The organism is Demequina aestuarii, assembly GCF_000975095.1.
In the GTDB taxonomy this organism is placed as follows: Bacteria; Actinomycetota; Actinomycetes; order Actinomycetales; family Demequinaceae; genus Demequina; species Demequina aestuarii.
Genome location: NZ_BBRD01000001.1, coordinates 925,814 through 952,389 on the forward strand (window position 1 = coordinate 925,814; position 26,576 = coordinate 952,389).

A 26,576-nucleotide genomic window follows, 5' to 3' on the forward strand; every position below is an offset into this window, starting at 1 on the left:
GGGGCATACAGCCCATCTCGTCCTCGTGGCGGGACTGTTCAAGGAGGAACACTGATGTATGCGAAGAAGACACAAGCGGTCACGGCGTTCGCCAGTGCCGCGCTCGCCCTCGGCGTCCTTGCCGGGTGTTCATCGGACGCCTCGGACCCCGAGACCTCGGGAACGTCCGGTGGTGGAGGAAACGGCGACAGCGTCGGTGGCACCTTCACGTGGTGGGACCCGTATCCCCAGCACGAAGACGGATCAGACTGGGACGGGCGCGTGCAGGCATGCGGAGACGAAGCCGGCGTGACGATCGACCGAACGCCGTACGACACGACCGCGTTGACCAACCAGCTGCTGCTCTCCGCGCAGGAGGGCACGTCGCCGGATGTGGTGCTGCTGGACAACCCTGCCGTCTCGACGCTCGCCGACACGGGAGCCATCATCAGCATGGACGAGCTGGGCTTCGACACCAGCAGCATCGACGACAACCTGCTCGCTGCCGGCGTGGTCGATGACACGGCCTACGGCATCCCCATCGGCGCCAACACCCTGGCGCTGTACTACAACGCCGAGATCCTCGAGGATGCGGGAGTCGACCCGGCGTCTGTGACCGACTGGGACAGCCTGAACGCCGCCCTTGGCTCGATCTCCGATGCGGGATACCGCGGCATCACCTTCGCCGGCATCGGAACGGAAGAGGGGTCCTTCCAGTTCCTGCCCTGGTTCTGGGGCTCCGGAGCCGACCTGCTCGAACTGAACTCGCCCGAGGCCGTCGAGGCCGTGGAGCTGTGGGTCGAATGGCTCGAGAACGACTGGGCGCCGCAGTCCGCGATCCAGAACTCGCAGAACACCGCGTGGGAAGAGTTCCTCGACGGTCAGACCGGGTTCGTCGAGAACGGCACCTGGCAGGTCAACAGTGCCGCGGAGGCCCCCTTCGAGGCGAGCTACATCACGCTCCCGGCGAAGGACGGCGGAGCGGCGCCCGCGCCGACAGGCGGCGAGTTCATCATGGCGCCCGTGCAGGATGACGAGGCGCGATACGACACCACTCGCCAGATCATCGAGTGCATGACGACTCCTGAGGGATTTGTCGAGACGGCGGAGACCTTCGCCTACTACATCCCGCCGACGCCGGAGGGCCAGGAGCAGTTCATCGAGGCTCACCCCGAGCTCGAGGTGTGGGTCGATGCGGTGCGCGCCGCCAAGGGCCGCACCAGCGACAACCTGGGCACGGACTACCCGCTGATCTCCGAGCAGCTGTGGACCGCGGTCCAGGCCGCGATGTCGGGTGCGATGTCTCCGCAGGAGGCCCTTGACGCCGCTCAGGACACGGCGCTCTCCACCACCGGCCGCTGACGTCAGCGTCCCATGATCGTGGTGTGGGGCGGATCCCTCGGATCCGCCCCACACCACGGAGCCGAGGAACACTCATGACTACCGCCACCACTATGCACGAGCGCCGTCCGGAACGGCCGCCTGGCGAGTCGCGGTCTCACGTCGACCGCCGCAGGCGCCGCATTCACGGGTCACCATGGGTCGCTGTCGCGTTCGCTGCGCCGCTGATCGTCTACCTGATCGCGTTCTACGCCTACCCACTGATCCGCAGCATCGACCTTTCTGTGCACGACTACAACATTCGCGCATTCGTGCAAGGGAACGCGGAGTTCGTCGGCCTCGAGAACTTCGCGAACGTGGTGTCCAGTCCGCTGTTCCCCCAGGCGCTGTGGAACACCTTCCTGTTCGTGTTCGTGTCGCTCGTGTTCCAGTACTCGATCGGGCTGGCCCTCGCGGTCTTCTTCAAGCGCCGCTTCCCGCTGTCGGGTGTCCTCCGAGCGATGTTCCTCATCCCGTGGCTCCTGCCTTTGATCGTCTCCTCATCCACGTGGGCGTGGATGATGAACTCCGACGCCGGGGTGCTCAACTCGTTCCTGGGCGTGGTCGGTATCGATCCCGTCAACTGGCTCACCTCGCCCGAGACGTCGCTGCTGTCCGTGATCATCGCCAACATCTGGCTCGGGATCCCGTTCAACCTCGTCATCCTGTACTCCGGCCTGCAGAACATCCCCGAGGAGGTCTACGAGGCGGCGGCACTCGATGGCGCAGGGCCATTCATGGTGTTCTGGCGCGTCACGTTCCCGTTGCTGCGGCCCGTGTCCGCGATCACCATCCTGCTTGGCCTCGTCTACACGCTGAAGGTCGTGGATGTGGTCTGGATCATGAGCAAGGGCGGTCCTGCGAACAGTTCGTTGACGCTGGCCGTCTGGTCATACCGCGAGGCCTTCGGCACCGGTCAGCCCGACTTCTCGCCGGCCGCGGCGATCGGAAACATCCTGATCGTCATCGCGCTCGTCTTCGGCCTCGCGTATGTGAACCTCCAGAGGAAGGTCGAGCAGTGATGAGGACGTCCACTCGACGCTGGTGGCACGCAGGGCTCGGTCTGGTGTTCACCGCGATCATGCTCTTCCCCGTGTATTGGATGTTCAACGTCTCGCTGACGCCGCGCAACGACCTGCGCAACGACCCCCCGCAGATGTTCCCCGTCGATCCGACGTTCGAGGGCTACCAGGCGGTCTTCGATCAGCAGCTCCCGGCGCTCGTCACGAGCCTGCTGATCGGCCTCGGCTGCGTCGTGCTGACGGTGGTGATCGCCGCCCCCGCGGGATACGCGATGGCGATGCTCGACATCCGCGGCGGTCGGACTCTGAACTTCCTGCTGCTGGTGGCGCAGATGATTCCCGCCGTCGTGATGGCGATGGGCTTCTATGCGATCTACGTGAGGCTGGGTCTTCTCAACTCGGTCTGGGGTCTGATCGTCGCGGATTCCACCATCGCGGTGCCGTTTGCCGTCTTGCTGTTCACCGCCTTCATGCGCGGAATTCCGCGTGAACTGCTGCAGGCCTCGCGCATGGACGGGGCTGGCGCCTGGCGCACCTTTCGGTCCATCGTGGTGCCACTGAGCCGCAACGCCATCCTCACCGCATCGCTGTTCGCGTTCCTGTGGGCGTGGTCGGATTTCGTGTTCGCCTCGACCCTGGCGCGGAACTCGGACTTCATCCCCGTGACGCTCAGCATCTACAACTACATCGGCAACAACACGACCCAGTGGAACGCCATCATGGCGACCGCGGTCGTGGCCTCGATTCCAGCCGCCGTCCTGCTCGTCTTCGCCCAGCGCTATGTCGCTGCGGGCGTGACCGCCGGCGCAGTGAAGGACTGACCCGTGACGACGACGCACGACACTCGCCGGAAGCCGATCTCCCGGGGCGGCTCTCCCGTCGTCCCATCGAAGGGTCCGCGCCGTGGAGCGCGGGTGGGCGAGGTCCGGTGGGATGCCGGCAGCTTCTGGGGATCGCGCATCCGCATCAACGCCCAGGCGACCTTCGACCACTGCATCGCGTGGATGGACCGGCTCGGTTGGCTCGAGAACTTCGATCGAGTCGCACGCGGAGAGACCACGACGGACCGCCCCGGATGGCAGTTCTCGGACTCGGAGATCTACAAGCTCGTCGAGGGCATCGTCTGGGAGCTCGCGCGCCGTCCCGACCCGCTCCTCGAACACCGCTACGAGTCGCTCGTGGCGCGAATTGCAGCGGCACAGGACGAGGACGGCTACCTCTGCACGGCGTTCGGGCACCCGGGCCTTCCCGAGCGATACACCGACATGTCGATGGGCCATGAGCTGTACAACATGGGCCACCTCCTCCAGGCAGGCGTGGCACGATTGCGCACCGCCGGCGACGATGCGCTGACGGAGGTCGTTCTCCGTGCCGCTGACCACATCTGCCGTGAGTTCGCTGACGGGGCCAGGGAGACGCTGTGCGGGCATCCCGAGATCGAGGTCGCGCTCGCTGAGCTGGGTCGTGCGACGGGAGAGGCCCGATACGTCGAGCAGGCACGACTGTTCGTGGCGAGGCGTGGGTACGGCACGCTGCCCGTGCGCCCGCTGCTCGCCGCCGACTACTTCCAGGATGATGTGCCTGTCCGGGAGGCCGCAGCGCTCCGTGGGCACGCGGTGCGTGCGCTGTATCTGTCGGCAGGCGCCGCGGATGTCGCGGTCGAGACCGAGGACGCGGAGCTGCTGGACACGCTTCAGCGTCAGTGGGTGCGCACGGTCGAGCGCAGGACGTACATCACCGGAGGCATGGGATCCCGCCACCAGGATGAGGGCTTCGGCGATGACTGGGAGCTGCCGCCGGATCGCGCCTACTGCGAGACGTGCGCCGGCGTCGCCTCCGTCATGTTCGCCTGGCGGCTGTACCTCGCGACCGGGCAAGCGCGACACATCGACCTGATCGAGCGCACGCTGTACAACGTCGTCGCCACCGCGCAGGCGCCGGATGGGCGGGCGTTCTTCTATGCGAACCCGCTGCAACAGCGGGAGGCGCCGGAAGACGCGGTCAGCGAACACGTCAACATGCGCGCCGAGGGCGGCGTCCGGGCACCGTGGTTCGACGTGTCATGCTGTCCCACCAATGTCGCCAGGACCCTCGCCTCTCTCGAGACGTATGCGTCCGCGGTCAAGGGTGATGTGGTCTCGCTGCTGCTCTACGGCGCCGGCGATATCTCGATCGAGGTGACGGGCGCGACGCTCGGGCTGCGCGTCGACACGGCGTACCCACACGATGGCGCGATCCGTGTCACGGTCACCGAGGCGCCCGCCAGTGCCGTGACCGTGAGGCTGCGCATTCCGCAGTGGGCGGCCGATGCCGCCGGGGCCGGTCCTGGCGAGGCGCGCCACACCGTCGGGCCAGGCTGGTGGGACGTGCGTCGCACCTTCGTCCGTGGGGACCGCATCACGCTCGACCTTCCACTTCAGCCGCGCTTCAGCTGGCCGGATCCCCGCGTGGACGCGATGCGGGGCACGGTGGCGGTCGAGCGCGGTCCGCTGGTGCTGTGCGTCGAGGGCGTGGACGTTCCCGGCGATGACCGACTGGAGCGTCTGCTCGTCGACACGGGCACCGCACCGGACTCGTACGCGGACGGCGCCGTCGTGCGAGCACTGGTCCTCGACGAGCCAGCCGTGCCCGAGGGTCGGGTGCCATTCAGTGCATCCCTCGCCCCGTCCGCGCAGGGAGGCGAGCACCGCCTCGTGCCCCTGATTCCCTACCATCGGTGGGCTTCTCGTCAGCCCAGTGCGATGCGAGTGTTCCTGCCGACGGTGTCGACTCCTCTGGGAGCACCCGACGCCGGATAGGCTCACGGTATGCGTTTTGCAGCGATCGGAGACAGCTTCACCGAGGGAGTGGGCGACCAGCTCGACGGCGGCTCCGTGCGGGGGTGGGCGGACCTCGTGGCCGCAGGCCTCGCGCAGGCGAGCGAGGAGCCCGTGCACTACGCCAACCTGGCGATTCGCGGTCGGCTCATCGCGCCGATCGTGGATCAGCAGCTCGAGGACGCGCTCGCGCTCGACCCGCGGCCGACGCTGATGACCTTCAACGGCGGCGGCAACGACATGATGCGGCCCGGCTTCGGGGTGGAGCGCGTCATGGAGTACGCCGCGCGGGTGGCTGACCGATGCGCGGAGGAGGGCGTTGCCCTCGTGGTGCTCAGCGGCGGCGACCCCACCGAGCGTCTTCCGCGTGGCTCTCTGATCCGCAGCCGCGGCAACGAGTTCCTCGAGGCGACCCGCGCGTTCTCAGCGGAGCGACCGGACGTGACCTTCGTCGACAACTGGTCCGACGCCGAACTGCGGCGCTCTCCGTATTGGGCTCCTGACCGGCTGCACCTCAACTCCCTGGGACACAGCAGGGTCGCGGCGCGAGTGCTGACAGCGCTGGGCGTTGCGACGGAGCTGCCGGAAGCAGGTGCGACGGAGGACCCGCCGGGAGGTCCCGTCGCAGAGGCGCGCTACTACGCCACCTACGTGCTCCCGTGGCTCGCGCGCCGCGTCGCGCGCCGCTCGTCCGGCGATGGCCGCGAGCCCAAGCACCCTCATTGGTCGCTCGTCGACCCCGTTGCTGAGTGACGCGATGGCGACGCCTGACTTCGTCCTCGACCTGCGCGAGAAGGTGGGCCACGCGCTTCTGTGGCTCCCTGGGGTGACGGCGGTGGTGCTGCGCGACGGGCCCGCGGGCACGCGCGAAGTGCTGCTGGTGAGGCGTGCTGACAACGGCGCGTGGACGCCCGTCACCGGCATCGTCGACCCTGGTGAGGAGCCCGCAGTCGCGGGAGTGCGGGAGGTCCATGAGGAGGCCGACGTGGTCGCCGAGCCGGTGGCGCTCGTGCGCGTGCACACCCTGCCGCCGATGCGCTACCCGAACGGGGACCAGGCGCAGTACCTGGACCACACCTTTCGGTTCCGCTACGTGAGTGGCGAACCGCATCCCGCAGACGGCGAGAACACCGCCGCCGCATGGTTCGCACTCGACGACCTCCCGCCGATGTCCGAGGACATGCTCGCGCGCGTCGCAGCGGCGACCGACGGGTCCGAACGCGCAGCGTTCCTCCGCTGATCTGCCGCCGCGCGCTGACCGCCCGGCGGCCCCACCCGTGTCACGGGAGTGGGGCGGATGCCTCGTAGTCGACGTGGGCCGCGGTCGTCGGCTCGCCTGGCGCGGGCGGAGTCCCCTCCACCGACTCGGGTCGACGGATGAGCAGCGCGAGGCCCACACCGAGGGTCGCGAGGATCGCGCCGACCATGAACGCGGCGCGAATGCCGGCAGCCTCGGCCCCGACGGCGTCGACTCCCGCATCGGTCTGGGTCAGTGCCACCGCGGTCATCGTCGACACGAACAGCGCGGTTCCGGCCGCCGCAGCGACCTGCTGCAGGGTGGACACCGTCGCGGAGCCGTGCGAGTACAGGCGCCGCGGGAGGGATCCCAGGCTCGCGGAGAACAGCGGGGTGAAGATGAGCGCGAGACCCATGCTCAGCGTGACGTGGCAGGCCAGCAGCGCCCACCACGGGGTCGAGACGCCCAGCACCAGCGACATCGCCCACAGCGCGACGGCCACCAGCACCGTTCCCGGCACCAGCAGCGCGCGCGGGCCGATGCGGTCGTAGGCACGGCCGATGGGCGGCGCCAGGAGTCCCATCGCGAGGCCTCCCGGGAGCAGCAGGAGCCCGCTGGCGAGGACGCTCAGACCCAGCACGTTCTGCATGAACAGCGGCAGCAGGATGATCGTGCCGAACATCGCGATCATCGCGACCACGAACATCGCGGTGGCGACCGAGAAGGTGCGGACCTTGAAGACTCTCAGGTCCAGCAGCGGGGCTTCGCGGCGCTGCAGCGCGATCTGTCGCCAGGTGAACAGCGCGAGCACGCCCACGCCCACGCCGATGGCGCTCAGCGCGGTGCCGAGGTCGCCCTCGGCGGACTCGCCGATGCGGCTGAGGCCGAACACCAGCGAGCCGAAGCCCAGGGCCGAGAGCGCGACGGACAGGACGTCGATGCGAGAGGGGGTCGGCTCATTCGTGCTCCGCATGCGCAGGATGCCGAATGCCAGCACGGTGACCACGACGGGGAGCACGAACACGAACAGGAACCGCCACGGCAGCACGGACAGGATCAGACCGGAGATGGTGGGTCCGAGCGCAGGCGCGACGGAGATCACCACGCCGATGGTGCCCATGCGGCGGCCGCGTTCACGCTCGGGCACCAGGCTGATGACAGTGGTCATGAGCAGGGGGAGCATGACGGCCGTGCCGCCGGCCTGGATCACTCGGGCCACGAGGAGCACCTCGAAGCCCGGCGCGAGCGCCGCCAGTGTGGTGCCCACCAGGAACAGCGTCATCGCTCCGATGTAGAGCGGTCGCGTGGGGTAGCGCTGCAGCAAAAAGCCGGTGATGGGGATGACCACCGCCATGGTGAGCAGGAACGCGGTGGTCAGCCATTGCGCGGCGATGGCGGTGACACCCAGATCCTCCATGAGGTGGGGGATCGCCACGCCCATGACGGTCTCGTTGAGAATCACCGTGAAGGCCGAGACGATCAACACGCGAAGCACCAGCTCGTCGCGGCGCGACACCGACTGGGGCGCGCTCGTCATGGCAGGGGAGGAGGGGGCGTCAGGCATGCGGGGACCGTTCTTGCTCGTAGGAGGGGCGGCGCGACAGAACGCCGACTGCCACCCAGTGTGGCACTGGGTACTGACGTCAGACGAGGCCCAGGTCTGCGAACGCCGCAGCAAGGCCGGCGCTCTCGGGGCCTTCGGCCACCACGTCAGCGATGGCGAGAACGTCCGGGTGGCCTCCGGCAATTCCCACGGCGGTGCCGGCGTACTCGAGCATCTCGATGTCGTTCGGGCCGTCGCCCACGCCGATGACGTCCGCCGGCGTGAGGCCCAGGTGCTCGACCACAGCCGCGATGCCCACTGCCTTGGAGACGTGCGTCAGATACAGTTCGCCGGCGCCGCGCCCGAGGTCCCGCAGCGAGGTCTCGACCGCCGCGACCTCGGGGCCGATCGCCGCAGCGATCACCGACAGGTCGGTGTCGGCGGACAGCGTCACCACCTTCGCGAAGCTGAGCCCGTGCAGGGTGTCGACCACGATTCGGGCCGCGCGCAGGTCCTCCCACAGTGCGGCCTGGGCCGCAGCGCCGTGCCGGTGCGAGCGCTCCTCGATGGCCTCGTGGGCGTCGGACAGGGCGTAGAGCGCCGCCGTCGACTCGACGAGGCTCACGGCATTGTAGGTCGCGAGCGCGTCGATGGTGCGGCGAGCGAGCGCGGCCGGAAACACCTCGTCGCGGAGGACGAGTCCGTCGATCTCCGCGTAGGCTCCGGCGCTCGCGACCACGCCGTCGAAGCCTGCGTCGAGCAGGCGCGACGACACCGCGCATCGGGCACGCCCCGTGCACAGCAGCACGCGGTGCCCGTTCTCCCGCACCTGTCGCACGGCCTCGACATGAGCATCAGGCACCGACCCGTGCGAGGCGTACGTGCCGTCGATGTCGAGGAAGACCATGCGGGGCGAGGGCAGGGGAGAGGAGGGCACCTGGCCACTCTATCGAGCGCTGCGGAGCGCCCGTCGCGGATCACCTAGGGTACGAAGGTGACCTCCCCCGACACTGTGGTGCCCCCCGCCCTGACGCTCGGCATCATCGGTGCGGGACGCATCGGTCGAGCGATCGCCGTGCTGGCGCGCCGCGCGGGACTCGACGTGAGAGTCGCCGCGTCGCGACCGCCAGAACAGCTCCGGGCCGACGTCGAGGCGGCCGCGCCCGGCGCATCGGCCGTCTCGGTCGAGGACGTCGCGCGCGCCGACATCGTGGTGATCGCGATCCCGCTGGGCCGTCATCGCCAGCTCCCGCCCGAGGCGCTGGCCGGCGCTCTCGTCGTCGATGCGATGAACTACTGGTGGGAACTCGACGGCGCGCGGCCCGAGTTCGAGGATCCCACGACATCCACGTCGGAGACGGTGCAGGCGCACCTCGCGGACGCTCGGGTGGTGAAGGCCTTCGGTCATGTGAGTGCGTACGCACTGGAGGAGCTCGCGCGTGCCGCAGGCGACCCGGAGCGACTCGCCATGGCGATCGCGGGTGACGACGAGCGCGACGTCGCCGCAGTGGGCGCCCTGGTCGACGCCTTGGGCTTCGACCCGCTGCCGGCGGGGACCCTTGCCGAGGGAGTCCGGTTCGAGCCGGGCACCGAGCTGTTCGGGGCCGATGCTGACGTGGCCGAAGCGCGCGACATGCTGGAGCGCTTCTGGGACTCGCAGCGCGGACGGGTGGTGGCGCGGGCGCGCGGGCTCAGTCCGGAACGGGGCGCCGACGGCGCGGGGTGAGACGCACTTCTGGCATGGGAGGGGCGGGAACGCGCGTCTGGCCGTGTCCCACCACGTGGCCGAAACGAGGCTCGCGCGCTTCCCACGCACGACGAGCCTCCGCGACCTCGTCGTGACTGCGCCCCACGAAGTTCCACCACATCACCAGATCGTCCGGGAATGGTTCCCCTCCGAGGAGGAAGACGCGGGCGCCGCCGGTCGTGCTGACCGTCACCTCGGGCCGCCGGTTGCCCAGGTAGAGGATGTCGCCTGCGGTGATGTCCGGAAGAGCGGCGCCGTCATCGCCCCGGACCGCCATGTCTCCGTCGATGAGAGCGAGCCCGTGCTCCCAGGCCGAGTCGAGCGGGAGCCGAACGGTCGCGCCCGCAGGGATGCTCAACTCTGCGCCGACGATCGGGGTATGGGTGGTCGCCGGGGACGTCGCACCCGCGAACGTGCCCATGACGACGACCGCGACCGCATCGGCCCCGTGACGGGAAGCCGTGCTCTGGGGCGCCTCGAGCACGACCTCGGGGAGGTCCGAGTGCGACTCGAAGCCGTGGTCGCCGTGACGGACGTGCTCGGGCAACGCCACCCACAGCTGAAGCGCATCGAGGTCGATCGGCTCCTCGGTCAGTGAGTACTCCGAATGCGAGATGCCGTGACCGCTGGTCATGAGGTTGAGGGCTCCGGGGCGCAGCACCACGTCCGACCCGATCGAGTCGCGGTGACGGATCTCGCCGGTGAGCGGCCACGTCACGGTCTGCAGGCCGATGTGAGGGTGGGGCTCGACGCGCATGGTGGTGCGTTGGGGGCCGAACCGGTCCAGGAAGCACCACGCACCGATGGTCGGCACCTCACGCTGGGGCAGCGACCGGCTCACCGTCATGCCGCGCAGACCGCCCAGCGGCACGTCGCGCGACGGCAGCACCTCGGCTCGGCGGCCAGGATCGAAGGCCGGCGGCGCAGTGCCGGAGTCCGGCTCGTCGCAGACGTCGTCGTGAACGTCGGTGCGCGTCATGGGTCCGGCCTACTGCGGTGGCGCGACCGTCGCGCCCTCGACCTCGTGGCGGTCCAGGTACTTCGCGATGTACGGACACACGGGAACGATGGTGAGGCCGCGCGACGCGGTGTCCGCGAGTGCCTCGCCGGCCAGCGTGCCGGCCACGCCGTCGCCTTGGTAGGCCTCGAACACCTCGGTGTGGGTGAAGGCCGCGCGGTCTCCGTCGATCTCGTACTGGGCGAAGCCTGCGAGCTCGCCGTCGACGTGCACGTCGTAGCGGGACTCGCTCTCGTTACGGGTGACGGTCGTGTCAGTCATGGGTCTCCTGGTGTCTCGTGTGGTGGTCGAGGGCGTCAACACGCGCGGCGGCGCGTGTCTTCCGTCAGCCCTTGCTCAGGTCGAACGGGTCCTCGCCGTCCCGAAGCGTGCCACCGGTGGCCAGGCGCATCAGGTCGGAGTCGAGGTCGATGCCGAGTTCGGTGCCGCCTGCGGATCCGAAGCTGTGCTGGTAGCGACCCCACGAATCGTCGCGGACGGCTCTGGCGAAGCCGGACTCGACGAGGATCGCGAGCTCCGTCGCGGCGCGGTCGATCCGAGTGCTGAGCGCCTTGTCTGTCCAGTCCTCCGTCGAGGCGAACAGCCCGGTCGGGACCGGCAGTGCGCGCAGGTAGGCGAACAACGCACGCATCTCGTGGTCCACGACGAGAGCGTGGCGCGCGGTGCCCGCCGTGGCGGCCAGGATCACCGGCTTGCCGATGAGCAGGTCGTTGTCGAGCACCTGGAAGAAGCTCGTGAACAGCCCGGAGGCGCCCGCCTTGTACACGGGTGCGGCGGCGATGACGCCGTCCGCAGCTGCCAGTGCCTCCACGGCGTGCGTGAACTTGGGGCCCAGCAGCTGTGACGACAGCGCCTGTGGCAGCTCCGGCAGGAGCTCGCGCAGGTCGAGGAAGGTCACGCTTGCCTGGTGCCCCCGCGCCTCGAGGGTCGCGACGGTGCGCTGGACGGCGCGATCAGCGAGCAGCCTGGTCGAGGACGGGTCGGAGACTCCCGCGCTCACGACGACGAGTCGGTAGGTCTGGTCGGTCACGGTGCCTCCTGGGCGAGCTTGGTGGATAGGTTCTCGAGCGCGTGGAGCTCCTCGTCGGAGAGCGCCGCGGTCAGCGAGTGCGCGACGGCCTCACCGTGGGCGAGACCGATCTTGCGCTGGATCGCTCGTCCCGCAGTGGTGAGCGAGATGTGGGAGGCACGGGCATCGCCGGGATCGGCACATCGGGTGAGCAGATCGCGTTCGACGAGGCGCTCCACGAGTCGCGAGAGTCCCGGCTGGCTCAGCAGCACGTGGCGGCCGAGGTCGCTGATGCGTTGGGGAGCATCGCACTTGGACAGTGTGTACAGCACGTCGTACTCGCGCATCGACAGCCCGTGCCACACGTCCTCGGCGGCGAAACGGCGCATGAGCACCGCGTGTGCGGTGAGCGCCGCCTCCCAGGCCTGGTTCGCGAGCACGGTACGAGAGCGGGGCAGGGTGCGTGAGTCGATGACGGTCATCGGGCGCTCCCTACGACGTGGGGTACGACGCGACTGCCGCGTCGGAGTCCTGGTACGGCGAGCCGCCGGTCACGTTGTCGCCGCGGTTGGCGTTCGGGCGTGGCTGGCGCGGCTCGGCGTCGCCGTACTTGGCCTTGACGAGGCTCGCGTGGGTGGGGGCATCGGCCGCCTCGGGCGCACGCTTTGCGGCAAGCTCCTTGCGGAGCACCGGTACGACCTCGCCGCCCAGCAGCTCGAGCTGGTCGAGCACCATGCCCAGCGGCAGGCCCGCGTGGTCGACGAGGAAGAGCTGGCGCTGGTAGTCGCCGAACGCGTCGCGGAACGTGAGCGTCTTGTCGATGACCTCCTGCGGGGAGCCGACGCTCAGCGGCGTCATCTCCTCGAAGTCCTCCATGCGCGGACCATTGCCGTACACCGGGGCCTCGTTGAAGTACGGCCGGAACTGGTCGTGCGCGTCCTGCGAGTTCTTGCCGATGAAGGCCTGGCCTCCCAGTCCGACGATCGCCTGGGCCTGGCTGCCGTGGCCATGGGCCTCGAAGCGGCGGCGGTAGAAGTCGATGAGCCGCTTGTAGTGGTCCTTGGGCCAGAAGATGTTGTTCGCGAAGTAGCCGTTGCCGTAGTACGCGGCCTGCTCGGCGATCTCGGGGGTGCGGATCGAGCCGTGCCACACGGACGGCGGGACGTCGTCGAGAGGCCGTGGGGTGGACGTGAATCCCTGGAGCGGGGAGCGGAAGTTCCCCTCCCAGTCCACGACGTCCTCGCGCCACAACCGGTGCAGCAGGTTGTAGTTCTCGAGTGCCAGCGGAAGGCCCTGACGGATGTCCTGACCGAACCACGGGTACACCGGCGCAGTGTTGCCGCGGCCGAGCATCAGGTCCATGCGGCCCTTGCTGAGGTGCTGGAGCATCGCGTACTCCTCGGCGATGCGTACCGGGTCATTGGTGGTGATCAGCGTCGTCGACGTCGTGACGATCAGGCGCTCTGTCAGGGCGGCGATGTGCGCGAGCAGCGTCGTGGGGGAGGAGGAGAAGAACGGCGGGTTGTGGTGCTCGCCGATGGCGAAGACGTCGAGGCCGACCTCTTCGGCCTTGACGGCGATCTTCGTGATGCCGTCGATGCGCTCCGCCTCCGAGGGCGTGTAGCCGCTGACGGGGTCGCGGGTGATGTCCGAGACGGACATGATGCCGAACTGCATGAGTGCCTCCTGGCTGCCTGCGCGAGGGGTGGGGAATCGCGCCTGCATCGATTATATGCGTATGCATGTAATAACGCAGGGCGGCGAGGTTCATTCCCACCCTCCCCCGCATCGGCCCACCTTCGCCTCGTAGGAACGTGGGGACTCACAATCCCGGCCGTTGACCTCGTGGAGGAACGTCAGGACTCATCGGCCTACGTGAGCGCCAGCACCGCCCGCGCCGCCTCGGCCAATTCGACTCCGTACGCGCGCCCGTGGCCCGCAGCGTGCACAGCAAGCGGGTGCAGTTGGTGCAACGGGATTCGCGCCTGCCAACCCTCGCGAAGCGGTGACGACTCGTGGTACCCCACCAGGATCGCCTCGAGATGCGGCGCCCCGAACAACGCGAGCATCGCGAGGTCGGTCTCCGCATGGCCGCCGTGAGCGGCGGGGTCGATCAGCACCACGCCGGCTGGGGAGAAGAGCACGTTCCCCGACCACAGGTCTCCGTGGATGCGCGCCGGAGGAGCATCGTCGTTGAATGCCCCGTCCGCGATCAGCTCGCACGCCTCGCGGACCACGCCGGCCTCGGACTCGCGCACATGCCCGGCACTGAGCGCCGGCTCGAGGAACGGCAGCACCCGGCCCTCGGCGTAGAACCGCCCCCACGACTCGTCCGTGACGCGAGGCATCTCGCGACGGCCGATGTACAGCGGGCCATCCCATCCCTCTGGCGGTGCCCCGAACGTCTCCGCACCTGCCGCGTGAGTGTGAGCGAGCGCGCGGCCAAAGCTCGTTGCCGCATCGGCGGTGGGGCGGGCCGGTTCGATGCGCTTGAGCTCGATGCGTCCGGCCGATGCGCTCCTCACCTGTGCGATGCGAGCTCCGCCCGCCTCGGCGAGCCATCGCAGGCCCGCGGCCTCGGCCTCGAAGAAGCCGGGAGGGGCATCGGCGCGTTCCTTGACGAAGGTGTCCATGAGTCCTCACGCTCCTACAGGAGGCTGGCACGGCACAAGATGAGTCCTGACGTTCCTACACGGCGCACCCTGAGGGCGAAGTGGGGACAGAGCCTTCCTACACGCGGGAGGGGGAGGGGGCGGGGGCGTGCCTGCGCGGGGCCATGACTCCGGCGAGGAGGATCACGAGCACGCCGAGCACCGGCATGATCAGCAGTCCCACCCGGAGGCTCGTCGCGTCCGCGATCAGGCCCACCAGCGGCGGTGACACGAGGAACGCGAGCCGCAGCAGCCACGACACCACGGTCAGACCCGTGCCCGGCTTCAACCCCGGCATCTCGTCCGCGGCATGGAAGGCGCCCGGGATGAGCGTCGCGATGCCGAGGCCCGCTGCGCCGAAGCCCGCGATCGTGCCCCAGGTCGAGGGGAAGGCGAGGGCGAGCCCCATGCCGAGGACCATCAGCACTCCGCCGACCCTGGCGATGGTGCGCTGGCCGAACCGATCGATCATGCGGTCGCCGGTCATGCGTCCGATGAACTGGAAGCCCTGGAGCGACACGAATCCCAGCGCAGCGATGGTCGCGCTCGCAGACAGTTCGTCCCGCAGGTAGCTCGCGGACCACGTGGACGCGGCGTCCTCGAACCAGCCCCCGGCGATGCCGATGAGGCTGAGCGCGAGCAGCACCATCAGGAGCCGTCCGGGCATGTGACGGATGCTGGTCTTGTGCGGGAGCCCGGCCTCATCGGCGCCGTGCTCCACGCCCTCGCGGGGCTCGGGGCCCTTGAGGAGCAGGGGGTAGCTCGCCACATTCATCGCGATGACGAGACCGGCCATCCCGACGAAGTGCCACTCGACCGGAATCTCGAGTCCTGCGGCGGCTCCGCCCATCAGGCCTCCCAGCACCGCGCCCAGCGACCACATCGCGTGGAAGGCGTTGTTGATGGACCGCCCGTACAACCGCTGCACGCGCAACCCATGCGAGTTCTGCGCGACGTCCACCCACGCGTCCGTGACGCCCACGATGAACAGTGCCGCGCCGAAGACCAGCACGCTGGAGGTGGTGGCCGCGCCGAGCATCGCGAGTGCGCTGCCCATCATGGCGACGACGGCCACGCGCGACGAGCGGAACCGGCGGATCAGGACGCCCGCGAGGAGACCGAGTCCCAGCGACCCCACGGGCCACATCGCCATCGCGACGCCCAGGCCGCCGTACGACAGGTCGAGACCCTCGCGGATGTCCGGCAGGCGGGGGGCGAGGTTTCCGAGCAGCAAGCCGTTCGTCATGAAGACGAGTGCCACGCCCAGCCGTGCCCGACGCAGCTGGGGTTCCATGACGGCGGAGGCGCGCGACATCAGAGACGTCATCCGATGCGGAATCGCGCGGCGAGCAGATCGTTCAGGCGCGATGACGGGCCCACCAGCAGGGTGAAGTCACCGGGCTCGACCCGGCGCACTCCGTTCGCATCCACCATCGTGCACGACGCGACCGGAATCTGGACCTCGACGTCTTCCGCACTTCCAGGCCTGACCCACACCTGACGGTACGCCTTGAGCTCGCGATCCGCCCAGGTGGCGCTCGTCACCTCGTCGCGGACGTACGCCTGCACGGTCTCGAGAGCGGCACGATCGCCGGTGTTGGTCACCGTGACCTGAGCGAAGATCTGGTCCTCTGCGCCCTCGCGCGGCGGCAGGATCTGCAGGTTCGAGTATTCGAGGGTCGTGTAGGTGCGTCCCTCGCCGAACACCCACTGGGGCTCCTGCGTGAGGTCGGCGTAGCGATAGCCGTGCTGGGCGTCGATCTGGTTGTAGAACGTGGGCTGCTGGCCGACGTGGCGCGGCCACGAGATCGGCAGGCGGCCGGTGGGCTCGATGTGGCCCAGGATCAGCTCTGCGATCGCGCGGCCCCCGGCCATTCCAGGGTTCGCCGCCCAGATGATGGCCGATGCGCGCTCGGCCGAGGCGGGCAGGACGTGCGGCTTGGACGCGAGCACGACGAGGATCACCGGGGTGCCTGTCTCGACCAGGGCATCGAGCAGCGCGGTCTGGCCGCCCAGCAGCTCGAGGGTGGCGGTGGACTTTCCCTCACCGATGAGCTCGATGCGGTCGCCGAGCACTGCGACCACGGTGTCGGCGTCGCGGGCCGCGTCCACTGCCTCGGCGATCATCGCCTCGTCGGGCCCGACAGGCATCGCGATGAGGGGGCGCGGCTGCCCGTCCGGGAAGAACTCGCCGGCGGGGTCGGGGCCGGTGGAGATGATGTCCGCGCCGCGCGCGTGGCTGACGTCCCAGCCGTCGGGCACCCGCTCCCGCAGGCCGTCCAGCACGGTGGTGATCATGTCGCGCGGTTGCCCATCGGGCAGCCAGTCCGCCTGGCCGGAACTGCCAGCCCAGTCGCCCAGCTGCGTCTGCGCGTCGTCGGCATTGGGGCCCACCACCGCGATCCTTCGGGGTGCGCCGGCGGGGTCCAGCGGCAGCAGGCCGTCGTTCTCGAGCAGGACGAGCGATCGTCGCGACGTCTCGAGCCCGAGCTCGCGGTGCGCCGGCTGGGCGATGACCTCCCGCTGACGGTCGACGTCGGGCAGGCGCGGGTCCTCGAACAGCCCCAGGTCGAACTTGAGGGTGAGGATGCGCGAGACGGCCTCGTCGATCCGCGACTCCTCGAGCAGCCCTCGTTCGACGGCCTGCTGAGCGCCGTCGAAGAACGATGGGGTGGTCATGATCATGTCGTTGCCGGCGTTCACCGCCGCCGCCGATGCCTCGGCGTAGTCGGGGTACATGCGCTGCTCGCGGACGAGGTTGCCCACGTTGTCCCAGTCGGTGATGAGCGTGCCGCCGTACTGCCACTCGCCGCGCAGCACGTCGTTCAGGAGCCAGTCGTTGACCGTGATCGGGGTGCCGTCGATGGACTGATAGCCGAGCATGAAGGTCGCGCATCCCTCGCGCGCCACGCGCTCGAATGGCGGCAGATACCAGGAGCGAAGCTTGCGGCGCGAGATGTCGGCCTCGGAGGCGTCGCGCCCGCCCTGGGTCTCGGAATAGCCGGCGAAGTGCTTTGCGGTCGCGAGGATGGCGGTCGGGTCCGCCAGGCCGTCGCCCTGGTAGCCGGCGACCATCGCCGATGCGAGCTCGCCGAGCAGGAAGGGGTCCTCGCCGAAGGTCTCGGACACGCGACCCCAGCGGAGGTCGCGGGCGATGCACAGCACGGGGGAGAAGGTCCAGTGGACGCCGGTCGCCGCCACCTCGACCGCGGTCGCGCGCGCGACGCGGACGAGCAGGTCGCGGTCCCACGACGCCGCCAGCCCCAACTGCGTCGGGTAGATCTCGGCGCCCTCCCAGAACGAGTGGCCGTGGATGCAGTCCTCTCCGACCAGGAGCGGGATGCGCAGGCGGGTGCCCTCGACGAGCTCGCGGGCCTCGAGCACCCTCTCCGGAGAGGTGTGCAGAATCGAGCCGACATGGAAGTCGTTGACCAGGTGGGCGACGCCTTCCTTGGCGTTGAGCTGCATCATCTGCCCCACCTTCTCGGGCAGTGTCATGCGGGACACCAGGTCCGCGACGCGCTCAGCGGTCGCGAGAGTCGAGTCGAGGTAGGGGGCCGTGTCGTTCACGCGTATCCTTTCGCCTTCCAGCGCTCTCACGGTAGCACCAAACCTACCGCGTGGTAAGTTGGCAGTTATGGATGCGGACCGAGACGGCGACGGCTACCAGAAGGGGCGCGACACGCGTGCCCAGATCCTGGACGCCGCGATGCGTCAGTTCGCCGTCAGCGGCTACCGCGGGAGCTCGCTGCGCGACATCGCGGCCAGCGCGGGTCTCACCCATCCGGGCCTGCTGTACCACTTCCCGACCAAGGCGTCCCTGCTCAGCGCGGTGCTCGAGTACCGCGACCACGTGGATTCCAAGGACCGCCCGGTGCGCGGTGAGCTGGGCCTCGACTCGCTGCGCAGCCTGGTCGCCTCCGCCCGCCACAACGAGACGCAGCGAGGGATCGTCGAGCTCTATGCCGTGCTCTCTGCCGAGGCGACGGGCGCTGACCACCCAGCTCACGAGTACTTTGCGAGGCGCTACGCAAGTCTGCTCGCGCGCGTCACCTCCGCCTACGAGGTGGCGCGCGACCGCGGCGCGCTGCGGCCCGGCATCGACCCTGCGGCGGCCGCCTCCCAGCTGGTCGCGCTGATGGATGGACTGCAGGTGCAGTGGCTGATGGGCGCGAGGCCCACGCCGATGGGCGACCTCGTCAAGGCGCACATCGACGCTCAGCTGACGCAGCCTCTCTAGCGTCCTGGCTCTGGAGCCGGCTCGCTATTCCGGAGCGGCCAGGCCTGCCAGCCACTCCTCGTAGGCCCGAGTGCTGAACGGTCGGCCCAGGAAGTCCTCGATCAGGCGCGTCGCGGGCCGCGAACCGCCCGGCGCCAGCACGGTGTCCCGGTAACGGCGCGTCCGGCCCTGGTCCAGCAGGTGCTCGGGGTCGAAGCCGGTGAACAGGTCCTTGGCGATCGAGAGGCTCCACTGATACGTGTAGTAGCAGGCGGAATACGTGGTGAGGTGGCCGAAGGAGGCGTACTGGTGCGTCCCGTCGAGCGGGGTGCGCACGTCCAGTTCGCGCTCGATGGCGGCCGATGCGCTCGCGAGGTCCTCGGGGATGTCGCGGTGGAGTCGGTAGGACAGCTGCGCATACACGAGCTGGCGGCACGTCATGAGGCCCGCGCCGAGGTCGCGGCTCGCCCGCAGCGCCTCCACGAGCTCCGCGGGAATCGGCACCCCGTCGTCGTCGATCGCGAAGCGCGCCAGCACCTCGTGCGTCCAGGCCCACTCCTCGAGCAGCTGCGATGGCGCCTCGACGAAGTCCCACTCGCCCTGCTCCGACAGCCCGGCGAGTCGAGAGTGGCGCACGCCACCGGAGAAGACCACGTGCAGCAGGTGGCCGAACTCGTGCAGGTAGGTCTCGAGGTCGTCGAACGTCATCCGGCCACGCGGGAAGTTGCACACCAGTGCGCCTTCGGGCAGGTGCTGTCCGCCGATCCCCGTGACGAGGGGGAAGCAGGCCATGTGGCCGTACTTCCCCGGGCGCGGGTGCATGTCGAGGTAGATGCGGCCGATCGCGTCGTCCCCGTCGACGACATCGAAGACCTGGACATCGTCGTGCCAGCGGGGAGCGTCGGGGACCGGGGAGAACGCGACGCCGAACAGTTCGGCCGCGAGGTCCAGGATGCCGTCGCGCACCCGCTCGTAGTCGAGGTAGCGGCGCACCTCGCGCGCATCGACGCCGAACCGTTCGGTCTTGAGGGTCTCGATGTAGAAGCGGGAGTCGGACACGAGCAGCTGCGTGGCTTCGGGCACGTCGCGGCGCTTGCGCTCGAGCAGCATCGCTGCGTCGGCCTCGCCCGCCGGCCTCGCCGCCGCCTCCACGCCCGCGAGGAACGTCTCGATGCCGTCGCCGTCCGTCATCATCATGCGTGCGGTCGCGTAGTCAGCCCAGCCGTTGAATCCCAGCAGCCGCGCCTTCTCATCACGGAGGCGCAACAGGCGCCCCAGCACCTCGTCATTCGCGGGGTACGCGCGCTGGTAGTCGGCGCGCAGGAGCTGCTCGCGCGCATCGGCGTCGCTCGACATGTCGAGGAACGGCGTCATGTCGGGGTAATCCGTCGTGATCTCGACCAGGCCATCGTCGCCCGCGGGGTGCGCGTCGACGTAGTCCTCAGGAAGACCGGCGAGTGCCGACGGCGCGACACGGATGCGCCGCGTGTCCTCGCGGATGTTCTCGGAGAACTCGGTCGTGGCGGACGAGAGCGCGTCGTCGATGGAGGCGAGCCGTTCGCGCTGATCCGCCTCGAGGTGGGCGCCTGCCAGCCTGAAGTCCTCGAGAATGAGATCCCGTGCATACGCGTCGTCGCCCTCGAGCGAGGCATCGCGGAGCGCCCCGGCCACCGCGGCGTAGAGCGAAGGGTCGCCGTCGCGTGCGGTCCGGAACCGCTGTGTGCGCTGCTGGAGCTCGGTGCACCGCACGCGCACCTCGCGATCGGGGTGCACCTCGGAGATGCTCTCCATGAGCTGGTGCGCGTGGGTGATCGCGATGTCCGCTGCGTTCCACGCCGCCAGCACCTCCGTGGCGGTGAGAGCGTCGTCAGCCGTGAGTGTTCCGAGGCGAGCCCGCGCGGTGTCGAGCCGCTCGGACACGTAGTTCTCGGCAAAGGCCAACCAGTCGGCGTCGGCGGTGGGAAGGGTCACGAAGGAGGGCGCTCGGCTCATGGCGACGACTGTACTCCCGGGACGTACGTCCCAGACGGGGCCCGGCAGCCCCCTGGATCCCGGCGACACGCGCTGTCCCTGCGGGTTCTCGCCGTGCTTCCTGCGTCCTTCTTCGCTACGGTCGGGAGCGAACGACCGATTCAGACCCCGAGGAGCACTGTCATGTCTGCAATGGAGCACAACGAGGACCACGCAACCGGACCCGTCGGGTCGCGCACGGGCTGGATCTTCCTCAGCCTCACCCGCATCGCGATCGGCTGGATCTTCCTGTGGGCGTTCCTGGACAAGCTGTTCGGACTGGGCTTCTCGACCTGCCGCCAGGACGACGGCTCGATCCAGGTGATGTGTGAGCGCGCCTGGCTCGAGGGAGGTGCCGTCACGCAGGGCTACCTCGCGTCATCGTCCGGCCCGTTCGCCGACTTCTTCATCGGTCTCGCCGACCAGCGCTGGACGGACTGGGGCTTCATGATCGGGCTCGCCGGAGTCGGCCTCGCGCTGATTCTCGGCATCGGCACTCGCGTCGCGGCAGTAGCCGGATCGCTGCTCCTCGCCATGATGTACGTCTCTCACGCGTGGCCGAACGCGGGCGGCAACACCACCAACCCGTTCATGGACGACCACATCCTCCAGATCCTCGCGATCATCGCCATCGTGCTCCTCGAGCGCACCTGGCAGGCAGTGGGCCTGGGCAACTGGTGGCGCCGGCTGCCGATCGTCCAGAAGAACCGCTGGCTCGTCTAGCACCCGCCCTGCGCGGACGACGCTGCGGCGGTGCGGCCCACGCCTTCAGGCGCGAGCCGCACCGCGCAGCCGCGCCCGTCGCTCCTCGAGCATCTCGTGCGTGACCGCCTGAGCCACCTGCGGAATCAGATCGCGGCTGCGCCGTGCGGCCCAGGGCGCGCCCTTGCGCATCAGCCACCAGGCACGTTCCGCCGCGCGGGGCGGCACGGGCGGGGGCTCGATGGGGGCCACCGGTGCCCACCACGGCGCCAGTCGTTCGAGGGCGCCGGCCGCGATGGCGCGGTGCCCGAGCGGAGAAGGGTGGATGCGGTCGATGTGCCATGCCGACCGGCCGGCGTGGCGGAACACCAGCGCCCCGTCGACGACGATGGTGCCCGTCGCCTCTGCCGCCCCACGGATCGCGCCGTTGAGCGCGTGGACCCGTCGCGCCATGACCGCACCAACCGCCGCCGGAAGCAGGTCGAACAGTCCGATCCTGTCGATCGTGACCGTGACCACCAGGCATCCCGGGCGTGACAGCCGCTCCCACGCCGCCCTGAGCCTGAGCTCGACGTCGATCGGGTCGAAGTCGCCGCGCAGGACGTCATTGCCACCCGCGGTGACGAGCACCACGTCAGGCCGCACCGCCACCGCTGAGGCGAGTTGCGCCCCGTCAAGGTCGCGCACCCGTGTGCCGTTCGCCGCGAGGTTCAGGTAGGTCGCGGCTCCCAGGGCGCGGGCCGTATGCGCCGCCCACCCCACCTCGCCGCGGGCGTCCTGGACCCCGTCACCCACCCCCAGGGTGATGGAGTCCCCGATCGCGACGACCACAGGTGCGGGCACGGGGATCCTCCGTCCGTCAGCGCCCGGAGCGGGCTCTCTCGCGTGCGCGGCGTCGTGCCGCCGCGCCGCTGCGAGGGTCAAGGTCAGCGCCCAGAGCGCGGGTGTGAAGCGCAAGCATCGCCTCGACCGTGGCGGACCAGGGCATGGTCTCGGCCCTCGCGCGGGCCACGGCGCGGCGCGTGGGCTCATCGCGGTCCAGCACTGTCTCGATCGCATCCGCGAACGCCTCCGCGGTACCCGCTGCCGGTTCGCCGCCGTCGCCCACCACCTCGGGGAGCGCCGAAGCGGCGTTCACTACTGCGGGGGTGCCGGAGGCGAGCGCCTCGAGGGCCGCGAGGCCGAACGTCTCGATGGGGCCAGGTGCGATGACCGCATCGGCCGTCGCGAGCAGCCGCGCGAAGCGTGACCGTCCCTTGACGAACCCGAGGAAGTCCACGGGCAGGCCCGCAGCATCGGCGCGGACCGCGGACTCGATCGCGCCGGTGCCGGCGCTCAGCAGCCGCACCCGGCGTCCTCGCTCCGTGAGGACGCGCACGGCGCCGACGGCGAGATCGGGCCGCTTCTCTGCAGAGAGGCGGGACGCCATCAGCAGCAGCGCCTCGTCGGGTTGGGCCACCTCGGCGCGAAGCGCAGCGTCGAGGTGCGAGGGGTGGAAACGCTCCAGGTCGACGCCCAGCGGAACGTGGGCGGTCTCCTGCCCGATGCGTGCGAACTCCTCTGCCGCGTAGTCAGTGGTGCAGACGATGGTGGCGAAGCGGCGCGCGGTGCCCCTGTTGTGGGCATCCGCGATCCGGCCGAGCGGAAGGACGCCGCCGAGCCATCCCGGCAGGTGCGACGCCAGCGCGCCGTCCGCGCGCTCGTGAGCGAAGAAGGCGCTCGGGATGCCGCGCCGCGCCGCCCAGGTGCCGAGGTCGCGCAAGGTGGTGCGATCGGACACCTCGAGCACATCCGGTGCGAAGCCCGTCAAGACCTCCCGTACCTGTGCCACCCGGGTGATCATCCGGTAGCCCCCGGAGAGCGGCAGCACGGGGCTCGCGACGCAGACACGCCGTCCGTACTCGGTCTCTTCGTCAGTATCGTGCGGCCCGGGCACCACCATCAGATACTCGTGACCACGCTCGCGGTAGCCCCGTCCCAACTCATGCATGGCTGTACGGAGGCCGCCAGACGTGGGGCCGTAGAAGTTCGCGATGTGGGCGATCCTCATGGTTCGACCACGTCGTGCTCCAGGACGTCCCAGGGGCGCACTGGCGTCGCGCCGTGGTCGCGGATCGCCTCCTCGTAGTAGCCGATGAGGGTGTCGCACACCCGCGGCCAGGTCCGATCCTCCACGGACACCCTGGCGTTCGCGGAGAAGCGCTCGCGGCGCTCGGTGTCGGCGACGAGCGTGCGCACCCCGTCGACCATGACGTCGAGCCGTCCCGGGGGGTAGAGGTAGCCGGTGTGATCCGTGTCGACGAGATCGATGGGGCCGCCGCGCCGCGGTGCGATCACAGGAACGCCAGAGGCGTGCGCCTCCTGAATGGTCTGGCAGAACGTCTCGAGCTCGCCGCAGTGCACGAACACGTCGAGGCTTGCAAGAGCGCGCGCGAGCTCGTCGCCCGCGAGGAAGCCCGTGAAGACCGCGTCCGGCATCAGCGCCTCGAGACGGGATCGGGAAGGCCCGTCTCCGATGATGACCACGCGAATCCCGTCGATCTCCGTGAGACGGGCGAGGTCCTCGACTCGCTTCTCCGCAGCGAGGCGGCCCGCGTACCCCACGATCACCTCACCATTCGGCGCCCAGCGGGCGCGAAGGTCCGCGTTGCGGAGGTCGGGCCGGAACCGGCCCGTGTCGACGCCACGCGGCCAGAGGCGCAGGCGCGGGACTCCGAGCTGTTCGAGCTGGCGCATCGCGTACGTCGACGGCGCCAGCGTGAGGCCGGCCCGCGCGTGAATGTTCAGGACGCGATTCCACAGGAGCGGCTCGCCCCACGCTGCGTTGTAGCTCCCCGCGTAGCTGGGGACCTCGGTCTGGTAGATGGCGACCGTCGGCAGGTCCAGTTCGTTGGCAGCACGAATCGCGGACCACCCGAGCATGAAGGGGGACGCGAGATGCACCACGTCCGGCTCGAAGTCGTCGAGCATCCGGCCGATGCGCGCCGAGCCTGACAGTGACACCCGCACATCGTCGTAGCCCGGCCAGCCCATCGACGGCAGTCGCTTCACGGTCGCGGAGCCGTAGCGGATCGGACCGGCCGACCCCTTCGCCTCCGGGGCGATGACGAGAGCCTCGTCGCCGCGAGCGGTGAGGTGCTCGATCACGCGCAGGAGCGAGTGGGTGACGCCGTTCGCATGCGGCAGAAACGACTCGGCGACCAGTGCGACCTTCACGCCCCCATTGTCGCCACCCGGGGGAGCGACGGCGACCCTCGGTGTCACGAATGTCGCGTGAACGTTGAGTGTCGGCGCGATGACGGCGCCGGGGGATTCTCGTGCGACGAGAGTGGGACACTAGGAACCATGTCCGTCGATGCTCGCAGCCTTGCTCGTCCAGTGCTCGTTCTCGCCGCCGTCGCGGCGCTCGTCCTCGCATGGGGACCGCCGGCGTTCGCCCACACCGAGCTGCGGGCGTCGACCCCGGAGCAGGGGTCGACGGTCGAGCAGCTGACCGAGGTCCGGCTCGAGTTCACGGGCGACCTGCTCGACATCGGCGCCGAGCTCACCCTTGTCGACGCTGACGGCGCCGAGCACGAGCTGGAGCCGCAGTTCCCCTCGGCGAATGCCGTGACGGGATCCGTCGAGGACGAGCTGTCCGCGGGAGAGACGGAGCTGCGCTGGCGCATCGTCGCCGAGGACGGACACCCGATCGAGGGCGTGCTCGCATTCACCTACGCAGGAGCGCCTGAGCCCGAGGCGCCGGTGGAGAGCCCCGCCGCCACGGACGACGAGCCCGCCGGTGAGGAGGTCGCGACGCCCGCCACTCCCGAGGCCGATCCGTCTCCCACTGCGTCGACCGTCCCCGACTCCGGTGCGCCCGACGACATTCCCACCTGGGTCCTGCCCCTGCTCGGGGTGCTCGCGGCGGGCGGCGCTCTCGTCGCGATCCTCGCGGCCCGGGCCCGCCAGCGATGACACGCGCCACCGACCTCAGGGCACGGTCCGCATGACGGACCTCCCGTCGACCCTCGCCGCCGGGCAACCGCGCTGGAAGGTTCCGCGCACTGCTCTCGATCCTCGGGCCTGGCACGTGCTCGCCGCGTTCGCCGTCATCGGGTTCGGCATCGGACTCACCCAGAACGGCGCGGCCAGCGTGGTGCAGGACCAGATCGCGGACCTCGGCACGACCATCGATGTGCTCGGACTCACCATGGTCGCGTACTCGGTCGGCGTCGTGGTCGGAGCGCCGCTGATCATGGTGGGCCTGGGCCGCGTGCGCCGCAGGCCGCTGCTCGTGGTGATGGCGGGGCTGTTCCTGCTGACGACCGTGGCGACGGTGATCGCCCCGACCGTCGAGGTCCTGCTGGTCGTGCGCTTCGTCGCGGGGCTTCCCCATGGTGCGCTGCTCGGCGTCGCGTCGTTCGTGGCGATGAGCGTCCTGGGCCGCGAACGTCGCGGCAAGGCCGTGTCGATCATCATGCTGGGTCTCACGACGTCCCTGGTGGTCGGGGTTCCCCTCATGCAATGGCTGTCGAATGTCGCCTCGTGGCGCATGGCGTACATCGTGGTGGCGATCATCGCCGCGATCGGCTTGGTGGGAGTCTGGCTGTTCACGCCCGACCTGCCGGGCGACCCCGCCGCCTCACCTCGATCTGAGCTGCGCGCGCTGCACGGCCGGCCGCTGTGGACCGCGATCGTCGCCATCACCGTCGGCTTCGCGGGGCTTGGCGCGGTGTTCTCGTACATCGTTCCCCTGCTGGAGATCACCAATGGCTTCGCGCCGAGCCAGGTCACGTGGATCCTCGTGGCGTGGGGTGGTGCCATGACGCTCGGCGCGTGGCTGGGCGGACAGCTCACTGACCGCTCGCACGTGGGTGCGGGACGCCTGGGACTCGTGGGCGTCGCGTGCGCACTCCTGGGAATCGGGCTGTTCGGCGACATCCCCGTCGCGACAGTGGTGCTGCTGGTCGCGCTCGGAGCCTCCGTCCAGGTGTTCTCGCAGTCATCCCAGGTGCACCTGATGGACGTGCTGCACGGTTCCCCGTCGCTCGGGTCTGCGCTCGCGCACGCCGCGCTCAATGCGGCGACCGCCGTGGGCACCGGTCTCGGCGCGCTGGTCATCGCGTGGGGATTCGGATACCGGGCTCCGGCCTGGGTCGCGCTCGTCCTCGCGGTGGCGGCACTCGTGATCGTCATCGTCGGCCCCGGCTACCGCGGGCCGGTCCAGTGGCGGCGGCCCACCGCGTGACTATGGAAAAGTG

25 protein-coding genes are annotated in these 26,576 nt (G+C 69.6%); 11 read left to right on the forward strand and 14 right to left on the reverse strand.

Annotated elements, in window-relative coordinates; genetic code table 11:
• Positions 1–54 precede the first annotated feature (54 nt).
• From AOP72_RS04345 to AOP72_RS04370, 6 genes are all read left to right on the forward strand, one after another.
• On the forward strand, positions 55–1,341 hold the full coding sequence (locus AOP72_RS04345) for a sugar ABC transporter substrate-binding protein (RefSeq protein ID WP_062132896.1): 1,287 nt from the start codon (positions 55–57) through the stop codon (positions 1,339–1,341).
• A gap of 74 nt (positions 1,342–1,415) precedes the next feature.
• Positions 1,416–2,381 (forward strand): carbohydrate ABC transporter permease, encoded by a 966-nt coding sequence (locus AOP72_RS04350; RefSeq protein WP_084631257.1) that lies wholly within the window; start codon positions 1,416–1,418, stop codon positions 2,379–2,381.
• Positions 2,381–3,202: a carbohydrate ABC transporter permease gene (locus AOP72_RS04355; RefSeq protein WP_062132900.1), complete on the forward strand. Its 822-nt coding sequence runs from the start codon at positions 2,381–2,383 to the stop codon at positions 3,200–3,202. Before AOP72_RS04350 ends, AOP72_RS04355 begins: the two co-directional genes overlap by 1 nt.
• A 3-nt stretch (positions 3,203–3,205) precedes the next feature.
• Positions 3,206–5,179 carry a glycoside hydrolase family 127 protein gene (locus AOP72_RS04360; RefSeq protein WP_152650244.1) on the forward strand — a complete coding sequence of 658 codons (1,974 nt, stop codon included), beginning with the start codon at positions 3,206–3,208 and terminating at the stop codon, positions 5,177–5,179.
• Between the two features lie 9 nt (positions 5,180–5,188).
• Complete coding sequence (locus AOP72_RS04365) at positions 5,189–5,950, forward strand: SGNH/GDSL hydrolase family protein (protein ID WP_062132903.1); 762 nt, start codon at positions 5,189–5,191, stop codon at positions 5,948–5,950.
• A 4-nt stretch (positions 5,951–5,954) separates the two neighbouring features.
• Positions 5,955–6,437 carry an NUDIX hydrolase gene (locus AOP72_RS04370; RefSeq protein WP_062132905.1) on the forward strand — a complete coding sequence of 161 codons (483 nt, stop codon included), beginning with the start codon at positions 5,955–5,957 and terminating at the stop codon, positions 6,435–6,437.
• Between the two features lie 40 nt (positions 6,438–6,477).
• Here the strand turns inward: AOP72_RS04370 and AOP72_RS04375 are convergent, their stop codons facing one another.
• Positions 6,478–7,998: a DHA2 family efflux MFS transporter permease subunit gene (locus tag AOP72_RS04375; RefSeq protein ID WP_084631259.1), complete on the reverse strand. Its 1,521-nt coding sequence runs from the start codon at positions 7,996–7,998 to the stop codon at positions 6,478–6,480.
• Positions 7,999–8,077: 79 nt separating this feature from the next.
• A complete protein-coding gene (locus tag AOP72_RS04380; protein WP_152650245.1) occupies positions 8,078–8,914 on the reverse strand; it encodes an HAD-IIB family hydrolase in 837 nt (278 codons plus the stop codon).
• A gap of 57 nt (positions 8,915–8,971) precedes the next feature.
• On the opposite strand from AOP72_RS04380, the gene AOP72_RS04385 reads away from it, so the two are divergent.
• Positions 8,972–9,703: an NADPH-dependent F420 reductase gene (locus AOP72_RS04385; protein WP_238581606.1), complete on the forward strand. Its 732-nt coding sequence runs from the start codon at positions 8,972–8,974 to the stop codon at positions 9,701–9,703.
• Here AOP72_RS04385 and AOP72_RS04390 read toward each other — a convergent pair.
• The 8 genes from AOP72_RS04390 to AOP72_RS04425 all read right to left on the reverse strand — a co-directional run bounded on the left by AOP72_RS04390 (position 9,669) and on the right by AOP72_RS04425 (position 17,972).
• Positions 9,669–10,703 (reverse strand): pirin family protein, encoded by a 1,035-nt coding sequence (locus tag AOP72_RS04390; protein WP_062132913.1) that lies wholly within the window; start codon positions 10,701–10,703, stop codon positions 9,669–9,671. The two genes, AOP72_RS04385 and AOP72_RS04390, sit on opposite strands and share 35 nt — an antisense overlap.
• A gap of 9 nt (positions 10,704–10,712) precedes the next feature.
• Positions 10,713–11,003 carry a GNAT family N-acetyltransferase gene (locus tag AOP72_RS04395; protein ID WP_062132918.1) on the reverse strand — a complete coding sequence of 97 codons (291 nt, stop codon included), beginning with the start codon at positions 11,001–11,003 and terminating at the stop codon, positions 10,713–10,715.
• A gap of 64 nt (positions 11,004–11,067) precedes the next feature.
• Entirely contained in the window at positions 11,068–11,772 is a 705-nt protein-coding gene (locus tag AOP72_RS04400) for a CE1759 family FMN reductase (RefSeq protein ID WP_062132922.1), read from the reverse strand.
• A complete protein-coding gene (locus AOP72_RS04405; RefSeq protein WP_062132924.1) occupies positions 11,769–12,233 on the reverse strand; it encodes a MarR family winged helix-turn-helix transcriptional regulator in 465 nt (154 codons plus the stop codon). Before AOP72_RS04405 ends, AOP72_RS04400 begins: the two co-directional genes overlap by 4 nt.
• Positions 12,234–12,243: 10 nt before the next feature.
• The gene (locus AOP72_RS04410) at positions 12,244–13,428 is read right to left on the reverse strand and encodes an LLM class flavin-dependent oxidoreductase (RefSeq protein ID WP_062132927.1); all 1,185 of its coding nucleotides are present in this window, start codon (positions 13,426–13,428) and stop codon (positions 12,244–12,246) included.
• A 194-nt stretch (positions 13,429–13,622) separates the two neighbouring features.
• Entirely contained in the window at positions 13,623–14,384 is a 762-nt protein-coding gene (locus AOP72_RS04415; protein ID WP_062132930.1) for a fructosamine kinase family protein, read from the reverse strand.
• 97 nt (positions 14,385–14,481) lie between these two features.
• Positions 14,482–15,717, reverse strand: coding sequence for an MFS transporter (locus AOP72_RS04420; protein ID WP_062136840.1), 1,236 nt, complete (start codon positions 15,715–15,717; stop codon positions 14,482–14,484).
• 8 nt (positions 15,718–15,725) lie between these two features.
• The gene (locus tag AOP72_RS04425; protein ID WP_062132933.1) at positions 15,726–17,972 is read right to left on the reverse strand and encodes an exo-beta-d-1,3/1,6-glucosidase; all 2,247 of its coding nucleotides are present in this window, start codon (positions 17,970–17,972) and stop codon (positions 15,726–15,728) included.
• A gap of 67 nt (positions 17,973–18,039) precedes the next feature.
• Between AOP72_RS04425 and AOP72_RS13880 the strand changes: the two genes are divergently transcribed.
• On the forward strand, positions 18,040–18,642 hold the full coding sequence (locus AOP72_RS13880) for a TetR/AcrR family transcriptional regulator (RefSeq protein ID WP_062132936.1): 603 nt from the start codon (positions 18,040–18,042) through the stop codon (positions 18,640–18,642).
• A 24-nt stretch (positions 18,643–18,666) separates the two neighbouring features.
• Here the strand turns inward: AOP72_RS13880 and AOP72_RS04435 are convergent, their stop codons facing one another.
• Entirely contained in the window at positions 18,667–20,613 is a 1,947-nt protein-coding gene (locus AOP72_RS04435) for a M3 family metallopeptidase (RefSeq protein WP_062132939.1), read from the reverse strand.
• 162 nt (positions 20,614–20,775) lie between these two features.
• On the opposite strand from AOP72_RS04435, the gene AOP72_RS04440 reads away from it, so the two are divergent.
• Positions 20,776–21,354, forward strand: coding sequence for a DoxX family protein (locus tag AOP72_RS04440; RefSeq protein WP_084631261.1), 579 nt, complete (start codon positions 20,776–20,778; stop codon positions 21,352–21,354).
• 45 nt (positions 21,355–21,399) lie between these two features.
• On the opposite strand, the gene AOP72_RS04445 is transcribed toward AOP72_RS04440, so the two are convergent.
• From AOP72_RS04445 to AOP72_RS04455, 3 genes are read right to left on the reverse strand one after another with little or no spacing between them, the layout of a single operon-like run.
• Positions 21,400–22,176, reverse strand: coding sequence for an SGNH/GDSL hydrolase family protein (locus AOP72_RS04445; RefSeq protein ID WP_193746353.1), 777 nt, complete (start codon positions 22,174–22,176; stop codon positions 21,400–21,402).
• A gap of 16 nt (positions 22,177–22,192) precedes the next feature.
• Entirely contained in the window at positions 22,193–23,383 is a 1,191-nt protein-coding gene (locus tag AOP72_RS04450) for a glycosyltransferase (RefSeq protein WP_084631268.1), read from the reverse strand.
• A complete protein-coding gene (locus AOP72_RS04455) occupies positions 23,380–24,549 on the reverse strand; it encodes a glycosyltransferase family 4 protein (RefSeq protein ID WP_062132949.1) in 1,170 nt (389 codons plus the stop codon). The genes AOP72_RS04450 and AOP72_RS04455 overlap by 4 nt, the downstream gene beginning before the upstream one ends.
• 129 nt (positions 24,550–24,678) lie before the next feature.
• On the opposite strand from AOP72_RS04455, the gene AOP72_RS04460 reads away from it, so the two are divergent.
• Both AOP72_RS04460 and AOP72_RS04465 read left to right on the forward strand, forming a co-directional pair.
• Positions 24,679–25,290 (forward strand): copper resistance CopC family protein, encoded by a 612-nt coding sequence (locus AOP72_RS04460; RefSeq protein WP_062132951.1) that lies wholly within the window; start codon positions 24,679–24,681, stop codon positions 25,288–25,290.
• A 31-nt stretch (positions 25,291–25,321) separates the two neighbouring features.
• A complete protein-coding gene (locus AOP72_RS04465) occupies positions 25,322–26,563 on the forward strand; it encodes an MFS transporter (RefSeq protein WP_062132955.1) in 1,242 nt (413 codons plus the stop codon).
• The last annotated feature ends 13 nt before the right edge of the window (positions 26,564–26,576 follow it).

Coding starts and splice junctions, on each gene's coding strand:
- AOP72_RS04345 (WP_062132896.1), top strand. CDS start 55: ATGTATGCGAAGAAGACACAAGCGGTCACGGCGTTCGCCAGTGCCGCG.
- AOP72_RS04350 (WP_084631257.1), top strand. CDS start 1,416: ATGACTACCGCCACCACTATGCACGAGCGCCGTCCGGAACGGCCGCCT.
- AOP72_RS04355 (WP_062132900.1), top strand. CDS start 2,381: ATGAGGACGTCCACTCGACGCTGGTGGCACGCAGGGCTCGGTCTGGTG.
- AOP72_RS04365 (WP_062132903.1), top strand. CDS start 5,189: ATGCGTTTTGCAGCGATCGGAGACAGCTTCACCGAGGGAGTGGGCGAC.
- AOP72_RS04370 (WP_062132905.1), top strand. CDS start 5,955: ATGGCGACGCCTGACTTCGTCCTCGACCTGCGCGAGAAGGTGGGCCAC.
- AOP72_RS04375 (WP_084631259.1), bottom strand. CDS start 7,998: ATGCCTGACGCCCCCTCCTCCCCTGCCATGACGAGCGCGCCCCAGTCG.
- AOP72_RS04390 (WP_062132913.1), bottom strand. CDS start 10,703: ATGACGCGCACCGACGTTCACGACGACGTCTGCGACGAGCCGGACTCC.
- AOP72_RS04395 (WP_062132918.1), bottom strand. CDS start 11,003: ATGACTGACACGACCGTCACCCGTAACGAGAGCGAGTCCCGCTACGAC.
- AOP72_RS04405 (WP_062132924.1), bottom strand. CDS start 12,233: ATGACCGTCATCGACTCACGCACCCTGCCCCGCTCTCGTACCGTGCTC.
- AOP72_RS04410 (WP_062132927.1), bottom strand. CDS start 13,428: ATGCAGTTCGGCATCATGTCCGTCTCGGACATCACCCGCGACCCCGTC.
- AOP72_RS04415 (WP_062132930.1), bottom strand. CDS start 14,384: ATGGACACCTTCGTCAAGGAACGCGCCGATGCCCCTCCCGGCTTCTTC.
- AOP72_RS04420 (WP_062136840.1), bottom strand. CDS start 15,717: ATGTCGCGCGCCTCCGCCGTCATGGAACCCCAGCTGCGTCGGGCACGG.
- AOP72_RS13880 (WP_062132936.1), top strand. CDS start 18,040: ATGGATGCGGACCGAGACGGCGACGGCTACCAGAAGGGGCGCGACACG.
- AOP72_RS04435 (WP_062132939.1), bottom strand. CDS start 20,613: ATGAGCCGAGCGCCCTCCTTCGTGACCCTTCCCACCGCCGACGCCGAC.
- AOP72_RS04440 (WP_084631261.1), top strand. CDS start 20,776: ATGTCTGCAATGGAGCACAACGAGGACCACGCAACCGGACCCGTCGGG.
- AOP72_RS04450 (WP_084631268.1), bottom strand. CDS start 23,383: ATGAGGATCGCCCACATCGCGAACTTCTACGGCCCCACGTCTGGCGGC.
- AOP72_RS04460 (WP_062132951.1), top strand. CDS start 24,679: ATGTCCGTCGATGCTCGCAGCCTTGCTCGTCCAGTGCTCGTTCTCGCC.
- AOP72_RS04465 (WP_062132955.1), top strand. CDS start 25,322: ATGACGGACCTCCCGTCGACCCTCGCCGCCGGGCAACCGCGCTGGAAG.